14 protein-coding genes are annotated in these 11,185 nt (G+C 59.5%); 10 read left to right on the forward strand and 4 right to left on the reverse strand.

The features are described from left to right. Positions 1-643: 643 nt before the first annotated feature. Positions 644-1,489 carry a dienelactone hydrolase family protein gene (locus tag GR197_RS14920; RefSeq protein ID WP_164010794.1) on the forward strand — a complete coding sequence of 282 codons (846 nt, stop codon included), beginning with the start codon at positions 644-646 and terminating at the stop codon, positions 1,487-1,489. A 229-nt stretch (positions 1,490-1,718) separates the two neighbouring features. Here the strand turns inward: GR197_RS14920 and GR197_RS14925 are convergent, their stop codons facing one another. Beyond that, positions 1,719-2,264: a YidB family protein gene (locus GR197_RS14925; RefSeq protein ID WP_164010796.1), complete on the reverse strand. Its 546-nt coding sequence runs from the start codon at positions 2,262-2,264 to the stop codon at positions 1,719-1,721. A 440-nt stretch (positions 2,265-2,704) separates the two neighbouring features. Here GR197_RS14925 and GR197_RS14930 point away from each other — a divergent pair, with 440 nt between their 5' ends. From GR197_RS14930 to GR197_RS14945, 4 genes are all read left to right on the forward strand, one after another. Next, complete coding sequence (locus GR197_RS14930; protein WP_164010797.1) at positions 2,705-3,055, forward strand: ArsR/SmtB family transcription factor; 351 nt, start codon at positions 2,705-2,707, stop codon at positions 3,053-3,055. Then, positions 3,030-3,515, forward strand: coding sequence for an SRPBCC family protein (locus tag GR197_RS14935; RefSeq protein WP_164010798.1), 486 nt, complete (start codon positions 3,030-3,032; stop codon positions 3,513-3,515). The genes GR197_RS14930 and GR197_RS14935 overlap by 26 nt, the downstream gene beginning before the upstream one ends. Continuing rightward, positions 3,508-4,128 carry a glutathione S-transferase family protein gene (locus tag GR197_RS14940; RefSeq protein WP_204330213.1) on the forward strand — a complete coding sequence of 207 codons (621 nt, stop codon included), beginning with the start codon at positions 3,508-3,510 and terminating at the stop codon, positions 4,126-4,128. Before GR197_RS14935 ends, GR197_RS14940 begins: the two co-directional genes overlap by 8 nt. Before the next feature lie 188 nt (positions 4,129-4,316). Continuing rightward, positions 4,317-4,517 carry a hypothetical protein gene (locus GR197_RS14945; RefSeq protein WP_164010799.1) on the forward strand — a complete coding sequence of 67 codons (201 nt, stop codon included), beginning with the start codon at positions 4,317-4,319 and terminating at the stop codon, positions 4,515-4,517. Between the two features lie 123 nt (positions 4,518-4,640). Here the strand turns inward: GR197_RS14945 and GR197_RS14950 are convergent, their stop codons facing one another. Continuing rightward, positions 4,641-5,387 carry a glucose 1-dehydrogenase gene (locus GR197_RS14950; protein ID WP_164010800.1) on the reverse strand — a complete coding sequence of 249 codons (747 nt, stop codon included), beginning with the start codon at positions 5,385-5,387 and terminating at the stop codon, positions 4,641-4,643. Positions 5,388-5,493: 106 nt separating this feature from the next. Here GR197_RS14950 and GR197_RS14955 point away from each other — a divergent pair, with 106 nt between their 5' ends. Further along, a complete protein-coding gene (locus GR197_RS14955) occupies positions 5,494-5,838 on the forward strand; it encodes an ArsR/SmtB family transcription factor (protein ID WP_164010801.1) in 345 nt (114 codons plus the stop codon). A 156-nt stretch (positions 5,839-5,994) separates the two neighbouring features. Here the strand turns inward: GR197_RS14955 and GR197_RS14960 are convergent, their stop codons facing one another. After that, entirely contained in the window at positions 5,995-6,477 is a 483-nt protein-coding gene (locus GR197_RS14960; protein WP_164010802.1) for a RidA family protein, read from the reverse strand. Between the two features lie 198 nt (positions 6,478-6,675). On the opposite strand from GR197_RS14960, the gene GR197_RS14965 reads away from it, so the two are divergent. Further along, positions 6,676-7,374 (forward strand): TetR/AcrR family transcriptional regulator, encoded by a 699-nt coding sequence (locus tag GR197_RS14965; protein WP_164010804.1) that lies wholly within the window; start codon positions 6,676-6,678, stop codon positions 7,372-7,374. Between the two features lie 55 nt (positions 7,375-7,429). On the opposite strand, the gene GR197_RS14970 is transcribed toward GR197_RS14965, so the two are convergent. Further along, positions 7,430-8,833, reverse strand: coding sequence for a tetratricopeptide repeat protein (locus tag GR197_RS14970; protein WP_164010805.1), 1,404 nt, complete (start codon positions 8,831-8,833; stop codon positions 7,430-7,432). Positions 8,834-8,913: 80 nt separating this feature from the next. On the opposite strand from GR197_RS14970, the gene GR197_RS14975 reads away from it, so the two are divergent. The 3 genes from GR197_RS14975 to GR197_RS14985 all read left to right on the forward strand — a co-directional run bounded on the left by GR197_RS14975 (position 8,914) and on the right by GR197_RS14985 (position 11,086). Then, on the forward strand, positions 8,914-9,189 hold the full coding sequence (locus tag GR197_RS14975) for a DUF4242 domain-containing protein (RefSeq protein ID WP_164010876.1): 276 nt from the start codon (positions 8,914-8,916) through the stop codon (positions 9,187-9,189). A gap of 354 nt (positions 9,190-9,543) precedes the next feature. After that, entirely contained in the window at positions 9,544-10,194 is a 651-nt protein-coding gene (locus GR197_RS14980) for a pyridoxamine 5'-phosphate oxidase family protein (protein ID WP_164010807.1), read from the forward strand. A 100-nt stretch (positions 10,195-10,294) separates the two neighbouring features. After that, positions 10,295-11,086 (forward strand): aldolase, encoded by a 792-nt coding sequence (locus tag GR197_RS14985; protein WP_164010809.1) that lies wholly within the window; start codon positions 10,295-10,297, stop codon positions 11,084-11,086. Positions 11,087-11,185 lie beyond the last annotated feature (99 nt).

The following is an 11,185-nucleotide window of genomic DNA, read 5'->3' on the forward strand; positions in this document are numbered from 1 at the left end:
CCGACTTGATCATCGGCATGCCTTTGGATTCAATTTTCGCAGCTTGGATTTACGGTAGTGATAAATGATCCGCCGGGGGGTGATCAAGGGCTGATGTGGGTTTTGTCAATTTGGAGCGCACGCCAGAATGTCACCCATTGCTGCGCTGGTGGATTTGGCGAAACAATGGCCCCGCCCTCCGTCATCCCAGGCCTTGAGCCGAGGATCCATCCCGCTCCTGATAGTGGCCAACTTGCAAACCTTGGCGAAACCGCAGTCGACCGCAGGCCGACGCCGATTTGGTCAACCTCACCTCGGGATTCAAATTTCGCAGCTTGGATTTACGGTAGTCATAACTGAGCTATCGGGGGGTGATCAAGGCCTTTCAAGGGTGATCGGGGTCAGCCCTCTCCCGGACCCAGTTGGCGGCAGGCTTGCCGCGCCCGGCTGCGAAGTTGGCGAAACGCTACCCCACTCTCCGTCCTCCTCGGCCTTGAGCCGAGGATCCATGCCCGCTGCTGATGGAGGCCGAAGTGGATCCTCGGGTCAAGCCCGAGGATGACGGAGCAAGGGGTGAGCGGCTAGCAGAATGCCCCACCCGCTTTGCCAACCTCCAGCTCCGGCGTACAATTGGCAGCCTTTCGGTCAAACGGTGGAGGCGTCAGTGAAAACCGCGCGGCTTTTTCTTTGCCTTGTCGCTTGTCTCGGCATCCCGCTTGCCGAAAACCAGGCCGATGCCGACGAATTGGTGCGGTTCGAAAGCGTGCCCGTCAAGCTGAGCCCGTTCCGGATACGCAAGGCTGGCGAACAAGGAGAGATTATCTCCCAACCGCAAGGCACGCCGTTGCTCGGATATCTGTCCCGCCCCCAGAGTCAAGGCCCCTTCCCGGCCATTGTCGTCATGCATGGCTGCGATGGCTTGCGGTTGAGCGTCAAAGACCTTTGGCCGAAACGGCTGGTCGCTTGGGGTTACGTCGTGCTGGTCGTCGACAGCTTCACCACCCGCAACATCCAGGATACCTGTCAAAGCGCTCTCCCCGACCAGGTCTTCGATGCCTATGGCGCTTTGGATTTCTTAACGAAATCGGGCTTTGTCGATACCAGGCGCGTCGCGCTGATGGGCTTTTCGGCGGGCGGCACCGCGACGCTGGAGGGAACGAAAATCGAAGGCAACGAACAGCTGATGGATCACAAATTCAGGGCGGCGGTCGCCTACTATCCGGTCTGCGCAGCCAGTCAGGGCGATGCGACAGTGCCGATCCTGATTTTGAGTGGTGAACGCGACAATTGGAGCCCGACGGAACCATGCCGGAAGAGGCTTGCCAATCTGAGTGACGACAGTCCGCCGATCGAGCTCAATATCTACAAGGGTGTTTATCACGATTTCGATGCCCCGGAGTTCCCGGTGGGACGGCGGGTGTTCGGGCATATCGAAAAATACGATCCGGACGCCGCCTCAAAATCCATCCGCAGCGTTTACGCATTCCTTCGAAAATATCTCTCGAACTAAAGATCGACTCGCGATCCGATTCGACACGATCCTGCCATCCGCCGGCGGCGGGTGTGGCATCAGCGCGCCCCAACCTCCGTCATTCCAGGCCTTGAGCCTGGAATCCATGCCGGCTGCTGATGGGGGCCGGCGTGGATCCTCGGGTCAAGCCCGAGGAAGACTGAGCGTGGGGCGAACTCTGCGCAAATTCAGCGCCGTATGGCGAAATGATAGTGCGCTTATCCCAAGACTAAATGCTGCTCGGCCGCGCCGATGTGGTCGAATTGCTCGCCGAAGACAAGAAGTCGTCTTCGGCGGTCGGCAGTTTTCCTTCCGGGGTCAGGTCGTCGACGGCCTTGGGGAGTTCGCGGCTCAGGCGGCCGAGAATCTCTTCATGCGAAAGGCCGGTATTTTGGGCGATTTCGTTCAGGACATCCGGGCCGAGGGCCTCGGCGAGCTGGCCGTCATCGATGTCGGCATTCTGGCCGGGCTTGACCCACGAGTCGATCTTGTCGCCGTGGCCGTTCTGCTGGAAAGTCTTGAGGAGATCGCCGAGACCGCCGCTGACGATGCCGCCCGAGCTCAGGCCGCCGAGAAGTCCGCCAAGACCGCCCAAACCACCGCCCGAGCCGGCCAATCCGCCGAGGATGCCGCCAAGCCCGCCCGGCTGCTGGGCTCCGGCGCCGCCCTGCTGCGGGTTCTGGATACCGCGCAAGAGTTCACCGATCTTGTCTCTGTTCTGATAGCCGGCAACGGCAAGAACGGCGAGAAGCGCCTTCAATGGACCGCTCATCATGATGAATCCTCCCATGGTTTAAACGACTGCAGGCGACCCACGCAGGTGCTGCATGGGCAGCAATGTCCAGAGCGCCCAAAGGTTCCGCGCCGGGCACTTAAAGACCGGCCGTTCACCTTGCCGCTGATGCCGCAAATCAGATTTCCGGGCATGCGCGCCGATTGGCGAAGGTCATCCGATCCGGTCCACGGCGCGTCATCCCCTCATATGCTGTGCATATACGTGAGGCTAGATCCAACTGGCGCCGAAGTTCCGTGCCCAAGGGAAGCTGGCACCACATTCGGCCGGGTTTTGCCGGCTGCGGGATCTGCAGACTCGGGACCGCCGCTTTTGCCAACGGGTGCGTTTCTTTTCCGCCATTGCCAATCTTCCGGAAAATTGCCTTTGACATTTCGTTACATCCAATATAGCCCTATGGTTATATAGCTACATGGTGATATATGGACGACAGGCTCGATGCGATTTTCTCCGCACTCTCCGACCCCACAAGGAGGGCAATTCTTGGACGGCTTGCTCACGGCAAGGCGACCGTGGCCGAACTCGCTGATCCCTTCAAGTTGTCTCAGCCCGCCATATCGAAGCATCTCAAGGTCCTGGAACAGGCCGGATTGATCCGCTCTGGCCGTGAAGCGAATTCGCGTCCGCGCGTCCTTGAGCCGGACGCGTTGAAGACAATTGCTGATTGGATCGCCGATTACAGACGCTTCTGGGATCAAAGCTTTGATCGCCTCGATGACTATCTGTCCAAGGTACAAGGATACGAAAATGACAAATCCAGAGACCGACACTGACAACACCCGCGACCTAGTTCTTGTGCGAAGGTTCGATGCCCCATGCGATCTCGTTTTCAGGGCATGGACCGACCCGGAAGCGTTGGCGCAATGGAGTGGTCCTCACGGCTTCAAGGCGGTGGGCGACCGGCTTGAAGTCTGGCCCGGCGGTAGACACCGCGCCTGCCTGATCGCGCCAGACGGAGAAAAGCACTGGGTTGGCGGAAAATATCTGGAGGTCGAGCCGCCACACAGGCTTGTCTTCACACATGCCTGGGAGAGCGGAACCGGCGAAAACAGCCCGGAAACGGTCGTCACCATCACGCTGAGGGAAAGCGGCGGAGGCACGGAAATGACGTTTCGGCAGAGTGGATTTGAAAGCGCGTCGTCACTTGAGGGTCATGAAGCCGGTTGGTCGCAAAGCCTCGAGCGATTGGGCGTTTTTCTGGGGACTGAATCCGAAGGACCGGATCATGCGTAAGGCGCCAATGAAGCTTTACTATTGCGAGACGCTCAATCCTCGGAAGGCCTGCGCCGCCGCACGTTTTCTTAAAGCCGACGTCGAGTTCGTCAGGATTGACCTGGCAAGCGGAGAACAGCGCACCGCAGAATTCCTGGCGCTTAACCCGAACGGGAAAGTCCCGGTGTTGCAGGATCACGCCGGAACCTTATGGGAAGCGAATGCCATCATGTGCAGGCTGTCTGACAGCGTTGCATCGGATTTCTGGCCGCATGACCACCGGCAGATCGACGTGCTGCGCTGGTTGAGTTGGGATGCCAGTCATTTCACCCGGCACGGGGCAACGCTGTGGTTTGAAACCTTGATCAAGCCGTTGTTCGGCGGGAAGCCTGACGTCGGCGTGATCGACGATGCGAAGACGAACTTTCGACTCCATGCTCGCGTGCTCGACGACCATTTGGCCAGCAACAGCGTCGCGGTCGGGGAGACACTGACTGTGGCAGATTTCGCATTGGCCGCTGCACTTCCTTTTGCGACCGCTGCTGGAATTCCACTCGCTAAGTTTCGGCATATCCAATCGTGGTACGGACGGCTTGAAGAACTGGATGCGTGGCGAAACCCTTTCCCGGCGTAGCAGAGGTAGTGCGGAAATCTCCCGCGCCAAGACGGTGACACCAGCGATTGAATTGACCAAGCCTATTGGAGCTTTTAAAAAATAGCTTTTGCGAAACTGCGGAATAGCCAAAACGCAACCGGCGGATTGGCGACGCGACGCGGCACGGCTGTCTGCATCAGCCATGGAGAAACACGATTATCAAGATAATGGTATTGCTGCACAGCGCCGATGGCGTGGATTGGCAGTCTCCCCCTAAAGGCACAAGCCTGAAGACATTGAGCGAAGCCGAAGAGCAAGGCTTCATCTTGATCCGCGGGGAATTTCAGAAACGACAATTCCGCCTGACAAAGCTGGGGTTCGACTATGTCGAGCGCGACAAGCGGCGTCTGGAAGCTCGCAGGCTCTAAGTGGAGAGCCGAAAAAATAGCCCAATCTTACAATCTGAATATCGAATGCACCGCTTCGGCAGCCATTTTTCTATTGGGTCGCTCGTCCGCGCGCGCCCGAGAGGCGCGCGCAAAACCCAGCCCTTAGCGAAAACCACCGCTGGCAAGCAGTTTCTCGCCGGTCATCCAGCGGGCGTCGTCGGACGCCAGGAAGACGGCGATGCCGGCGATATCGTCCGGCTGACCGGTGCGGCCGAGCGGCGTCTGGGCGATCGCCGCCTGCTCGAAATCCGAGCCGATGAAGCCGGCGGTGTGTGTGCCTTCGGTCTCGACGATCCCCGGCAAGATGGCGTTGACGCGGATTTTGCGCGGGCCGAGCTCGTTGGCGAGCACGCTGTTGATGCCCTCGACAGCGCCCTTGGTGCCGGTATAGACGGCGGAGGTTGCCGGAGCGAGACTGGTCGCCGCCGACGAGATGTTGATGACGCTGCCGCCCTCGCCGAGATGTTTGACGGCGGCCTGGGTGGTCAGCAGAACACCCAGAACATTGACGTCGAACATGCGGCGATATTGTTCTTCGGTCACCTCTTCGAGCGGCGTAAATTCATAGACGCCCGAGTTGTTGACCAGCACGTCGAGCTTGCCGAACTGCTTGACCGCGGCATCAATCAGCCCCTGCGCCTGCTCGGCCTTCGAGACATCGCCCTGCACGGCGATCGCCTTGCCGCCGGCGGCGCTGATCGCCTCAACCACGGCGTCGGCTCCGGCCTTGCTCGAAGCGTAGTTCACCACCACCTGCGCACCTTCTGCCGCAAGGGCCTTGGCAATCGCGGCGCCAATGCCTTTGGAGGCTCCGGTTACCACAGCGACCTTTCCCGTGAGCTTAGCCATATCCAATTCCTTCTGACCGGACTGCCGTCGACACTGGCGGCCTTGTTCCGTAGTTCAGAAATTCGGAACTGTTGATCTTAATGTCAAGGGTCGCTATATAAAATTCATGAGACCGCTCTTTCACCCAGCATTAGAGGACATCCGGCCAGAGGCGATTCTTTATGCGCTTGCCGATCCGGAGCGCGCCGCAATTTTCGCTTGGCTTTCCGGCGCCGGCTGCGGCGGGACCTGTTCAGCGCTGGGTCAGCTCGGCGAGCGGGTCATCCCGAAGTCGTCGCTGTCAAACCACTTCAAGGTGCTGCGCGAATCCGGCCTGATCCTCAGCGAGCGCCAGGGCGTGGAGATGCGCAATCAAACCCGCTGCGCCGAACTGGATGATCGCTTCCCCGGCCTGATCAAGGCCATTCTGACGGCTTATGGACAGATACCCGGACAGCCGAAGGCGGATTGACGGGCGGACTGCCGTTTGGCGACACCGCGCCCCCACCCTCCGTCTTCCCATGCCTTGAGCCTGGGGATCCATGCCCCTCCTCGAGACTGCAGCTATATCCAGCGCTGCCCTCGGCTGCGCCGCGCCGTCGAAGCCCATCGAGTTTCGTGGCCACCGCTAGTCCAGAACGACGACGGCTTCGACCTCGAAGAGCATGGGGTCGATCGCCAGCTTGGGAACCGGAATCAACGTCTGCGCCGGCAGGGCCGCGCCGAACATCGCCTTGACGTTTTCCGTCAACACTTGAAGCTTGGACATGTCGTGATCGACCACGAAGACCGTGAGCTTGGCGACCTGATCCGGCCTGGCGCCAAGCGCATCAAGCGCGGTGTGCAAATTGGCGTAGGCCTGCTTCACCTGGACGGCGAAGTCTGATGATAAAGCTCCGGTGCTATCCTGGCCGCCCTGTCCGGAGATATAGGCCAGCCGGCCTTCCCGCGGCACGATCACCGCCGTGCTGTAGCCATTCGGCGAGGGGTCGTAGAGGTTTTTCGGATTGACGATGGTCAGCTTGAGATTGGCCTCCTGGGCTGTCGTCGCAGCGGGAATTCCAATGGTCATGATGAGCCCTCCAATGAGCAGATGCTTGATGCGTGACATGGTTTTCTTTCGGGCTTTGAGGGCTGCGAGTAACCTCCCCCGCAGCCAGCATGATTGAGCGTTGACTCGTCACCCCTGGCGATCGACCCGTACAACGTACGATTAGTTTGCATCGTACAACGTACGAGTCAATCGGTCAGCATCGACATTCGTTGCTTTGTCAGCTTAAATCGGCGTTCTGTTCAGTTAGGAAATCGGATGGCAGCCAAACGCAGCGGCGCTGGAAGCAAGCAGTCTCAACGGAAAACTCCGTCGCCTCCGGCCGGGTCCGAACCGCGTAGTGAACCGGCTCTTTCTCTCGAACGGATCGTGGCGACTGCCATCGAGCTGCTGGATACCGACGGGCTGGACGGATTGAAGATGCGTCGGCTGGCCGATCGCCTCGGCGCCGGCGCAATGAGCCTCTATTGGCACGTCGGCAACAAAGAGCAGGTGTTTGATCTGGCGCTCGATTCGGTGCTCGAATATCGCGGCCCGGCGTCCATCGATGCCTCGGAAAACTGGCGCGGTGATGTCGTTCACATGCTTGAAGACTGGCGCGCCTGTATGCTGCGCCATCCCTGGTCGGCATTTCTCCTGCCGCGCCGGGCGCTCGGCCCGAACATCCTGTCTCGCCTGGAACTGCTGAGCCGGACCTTGTCCAGAGCCGGTGTGGCGGACGCCGATCTGAACGTCGCGATCTGGTCGCTGTGGAATTATGTGATCGGCGCCACGACCACAAGGGCAAGCTTCGAGCTCTCGGACGCGGACAGAGCCGCCGCGCAGCAGCGCCTTGCAAGCCTCAGCGAACACTACCCCACCATCGAACGCTCTCGCCTGCTGCTCGACAATGACTGGGACGGCGCCTTCAGCAAAGGCCTCGACTTCCTGCTGGATGGCCTCGTTCCCAAACTATGAATTGTCGCCACTTCCTGCCGTTTGGAGCAGCCATTGCAGAAGATACGGCGCGGGCCTAAAGCGCGTCGCCTCCGCTCAACCCTGATGAGAGTTCGTTTGCTTTCCGGGCATATTGATCGGCCTGCTCCTCCTCGCCCATCGCTGCCAGCAGAAGGGACAGATTCCGATACGTCTGCGGGTCGCAAGGACGCAATCTTATCGCGGTGAGATAATGTGACTTCGCATCCGACAGGTCGCCTTTCTCGTGAAGAAGCACCGCCAGATTATTGTGGGCTTCCGCGTATCCCGGCGACGACTTCAGGGCTGCACGATAATGTAATTCTGCCGCGGCGATGTCTCGCCCTTCGAGAAGCATGGCATAGTTGTAGTGCGCTTCGGCGTAATCGGATCTTAGCTGCAGCGCCTGCTTGTAGTGCGATTCAGCCTCTTGCGCATCACCGTGCTTCTCGAGGAAGACGCCGAAATTGCTATGAGCTTCGGCAAAGCCCGGCCGAAGCCGGAGCGTTTCCTGGAAGTGATGATGCGCTTCGAACCGATCCCCCCATTGGTCGAAAAGACCAGCGAGACGGAGAAGGGCATCGACGTAATCTGGCCGGCACTTCAGAGCCTGCCGATAATGCGCTGCCGCTTCATCCGGGCGGTCGGTCTCCTCGAGAAGGATCGCCAGATTGTAGTGCGCTTCCGGATAGTGCGGCCATAGGCGAACGGCATCCAGATAGCGGGTTTCGGCGGCGGTTCTGTCACCAGCGGCTTTCAAGATGACCCCGAGATTGTTGTGCGCTTCGGGATAGTCCGCACGAAGCTCCAATGCTTTTTCATAGCAATGCAGTTCCTCGGCTAACTCCCGTCCATCCGTGCCGGCGATCCCGGCCCCTTTCAGGAACCAGTCCTCGGCCGTCATCCGCTCCTCGGACCGTGCAGCAAGAGCCGTATGGTCGACCGAGGCGATCCGATAGAGATGCCGCCTCGGCAGGTAGTCGCCTTTGAGTTCGAAGACATCGACCTCGTGGAAGAGATAGACCGGCAAATCGATGAGATCGAGGACGGTCTGCGTCACGAAGAGGGTATCGGGCTCGGCACATGATTCCACCCGCTTCGCGATGTTCAAGGCACGACCGATCCAGGCGTCGTCATCATGCATTCGCGAGCACTCACCGAAGTGGCAACCCACGCGGATTGGAAGGTCGTGCGCCTGGCTGGAAGTCAAGTGACGCCGCCGTTGCTTCCAATAGGCGATCAGCTTCAACGAGAAGTGGACGGCTACATCAGCAGATTCGAATAGATAAAGATGCCCGTCCCCTGTAAAGTTCTCGTGCCGTCGTCCGTATTGGCTGGCGAGCATCTGAGACAGGTATCGATATTCGGCGATGGCGCTGGTGATCGTGTCGCGCGAAACCCTGTTCCAAACCGCTGAGTGTCGGACGAGGTCTGTGAATACGGCGGCAAAGTAGATGTCCATTCGCAATGGCCGGAAGTTCAAAGCGATCGTGCAACATGTCCAAACGCTTGCTGTCGTCGCTCAACCTGAGGACAATCATCATGCCACAGTACATGGTCGAAAGACACCTGCCAGGAATCACGCCCGAACAGCTCAGCGCTGCGGCGTCCCGCGCCAAGAACGTCACCGCAGAGATGACCAGCCAGGGAAAACCTGTGCGCTATCTTCGCTCGACATTCGTACCGTCAGAGGAACGATCATTCTGCCTGTTCGACGCTTCGTCGGAGCAAGACGTGCAGGAGGCAAACGAACGCGCAGAGATCCCATTGTTGAGAATTACCGAAGTTAAGCACATCTCCGCCGACGACCTAGCCTAGCGCGTCCGTCGCCGACACAAGCGCAAAGGATGCAACGAGCGCGTCGGGCCGGACGTTGCCCACGGCTTAGATCCTCGGGTCAAGCCGGAGGAGGACGGAGATTGGAGTGAACTCTGCGGCAAATACAGCGACGTGTGGTGGAAGGGAAAGTGTCATTGCCTCCTGGCCCTCTCCTCTAAGCCTTGAGTGCCTCCGGCCGCTCCCAGCCCCTTGTTCCACGTTATCGGATCTTGACAGGCCATCGCGTTTTGAGGTACGTACATCACGCGATAAGACCGGCGACGCATCGCCGATCAAACCGAATCCTCAGGCGGGGCTGTCCAAGCCAATAACGCAGCTTCGAAAGGCAATGGCATGAAGGAATTCAAGGTCAATCCGGACTTCGCCATCAAAGATGATCTCGGCCTTCGAGGTCTGTTTGAGGCGACACATGCTCTGGCCGTGCAGAAGTGTCAGGACAGTCTCGGCAAACATGCGCAGGAATTTATCCGGCGTTCGCCATTCCTGTGCATCGGCACGCAGAGCCCGGATGGAAAAGCCGATGTCAGCCCCCGCGGCGATCCTGTCGGCTTCGTCAATATCCTTGACGAGCGAACGCTGGCGATACCGGACCGGCCGGGCAACAACCGGCTCGACACTTTGGTCAATATTCTCGCCAATCCGAGCGTCGGGCTGCTGTTCATCATTCCGGGTTTCGACGACACATTGCGCGTGAATGGCAAAGCCACTTTGACGACTGACCCTGAACTTCTGCAAAGCATGAACGTCAACGACCGCGCTCCCAAACTGGCGATCGTCGTCAAGGTGAACGAGGTTTTCCTCCACTGCGCCAAAGCCTTTCGGCGCTCGCATCTGTGGCACCCGGATCATTTCCAGGATCGCAGCGAGATGCCGTCGCTGGTGAAAATCATCCTGGATGAGACGACTGGCGCGCCAAGCGATGAGGATGAGATGCGCAAAATCGATGCCGATCTCGAAGAGGCATACAAGCGGACGCTTTACTAACCGGCACGCTTGCATTTCTCTCCGGCCGGCTTGATGCGCGGGTGATCCGGGCGTAATTCAACGAACCGCCCTCTCTGCCACACCAATCTGAAACGATCCCATGGCCCACTCGCTCAACACGCCCCCCTCGCCCGCCGCCGGCGCCAACCAGCCGAAACTCGATGCCGAGGAAATCTGGCAGGCGCGCGTCGATCTGGCGGCTTGCTTCCGGATGGCGGCACGGCTCGGCATGGAGGAAGGGATCTGCAACCACTTCTCGGCCGTCGTTCCCGGCTATGACGACCTGTTCATCGTCAATCCCTACGGCTACGCTTTCGCCGAGCTGACGGCCTCGATGTTGCTGATCTGCGATTTTCACGGCAACGTCGTGTCGGGCAGCGGCCAGCCCGAGGCCACCGCCTTTTACATCCACGCCAGGATCCATCAGAACATTCCGCGCGCCAAGGCGGCGTTCCACACCCATATGCCGTATGCCACCGCGCTTTCGATGACCGAAGGCGATCCGCTGATCTTTGCCGGGCAGACCGCGTTGAAATTCTATGGACGCACAGCCGTCGACAGCAACTACAATGGCCTGGCGCTCGACGCGCGCGAGGGCGACCGGATCGCTGCAGCGATCGGCGATGCCGACATCGTCTTCATGAAGCACCACGGGGTGATGGTCTGCGCAGCCAATATCGCCGAGGCCTGGGATGACCTCTACTATCTCGAGCGCGCCTGCGAAGTGCAGACGCTCGCCCTTTCCACAGGACGTCAGGTCCTTGCCGTCGCGCCTGAGATCGCCGAAGCGGCGTATCGGCAGATGCGCGAAGGAGATCCGGAGTCGGCCCGGCTTCATCTGGAGGCGGTGAAGCGCGCGCTCGATCGCAGCGAGCCCGACTATAAGCGCTGAGTCGGCCCGAGCCTTCTGCAGCGACACCAAGTTCTCTCCCGGGCGGCAGAGCTGCTATCGCCAGCTTGTGCAAGCCTTCAAAAAGCAGTTAGCTGGCAT

Source organism: Rhizobium phaseoli (assembly GCF_010668805.1).
Lineage (GTDB): Bacteria > Pseudomonadota > Alphaproteobacteria > Rhizobiales > Rhizobiaceae > Rhizobium > Rhizobium phaseoli_A.

Coding starts and splice junctions, on each gene's coding strand:
- GR197_RS14925 (WP_164010796.1), bottom strand. CDS start 2,264: ATGATGAGCGGTCCATTGAAGGCGCTTCTCGCCGTTCTTGCCGTTGCC.
- GR197_RS14930 (WP_164010797.1), top strand. CDS start 2,705: ATGGACGACAGGCTCGATGCGATTTTCTCCGCACTCTCCGACCCCACA.
- GR197_RS14935 (WP_164010798.1), top strand. CDS start 3,030: ATGACAAATCCAGAGACCGACACTGACAACACCCGCGACCTAGTTCTT.
- GR197_RS14940 (WP_204330213.1), top strand. CDS start 3,508: ATGCGTAAGGCGCCAATGAAGCTTTACTATTGCGAGACGCTCAATCCT.
- GR197_RS14945 (WP_164010799.1), top strand. CDS start 4,317: ATGGTATTGCTGCACAGCGCCGATGGCGTGGATTGGCAGTCTCCCCCT.
- GR197_RS14950 (WP_164010800.1), bottom strand. CDS start 5,387: ATGGCTAAGCTCACGGGAAAGGTCGCTGTGGTAACCGGAGCCTCCAAA.
- GR197_RS14955 (WP_164010801.1), top strand. CDS start 5,494: ATGAGACCGCTCTTTCACCCAGCATTAGAGGACATCCGGCCAGAGGCG.
- GR197_RS14960 (WP_164010802.1), bottom strand. CDS start 6,477: ATGTCACGCATCAAGCATCTGCTCATTGGAGGGCTCATCATGACCATT.
- GR197_RS14965 (WP_164010804.1), top strand. CDS start 6,676: ATGGCAGCCAAACGCAGCGGCGCTGGAAGCAAGCAGTCTCAACGGAAA.
- GR197_RS14970 (WP_164010805.1), bottom strand. CDS start 8,833: ATGGACATCTACTTTGCCGCCGTATTCACAGACCTCGTCCGACACTCA.
- GR197_RS14975 (WP_164010876.1), top strand. CDS start 8,914: ATGCCACAGTACATGGTCGAAAGACACCTGCCAGGAATCACGCCCGAA.
- GR197_RS14980 (WP_164010807.1), top strand. CDS start 9,544: ATGAAGGAATTCAAGGTCAATCCGGACTTCGCCATCAAAGATGATCTC.
- GR197_RS14985 (WP_164010809.1), top strand. CDS start 10,295: ATGGCCCACTCGCTCAACACGCCCCCCTCGCCCGCCGCCGGCGCCAAC.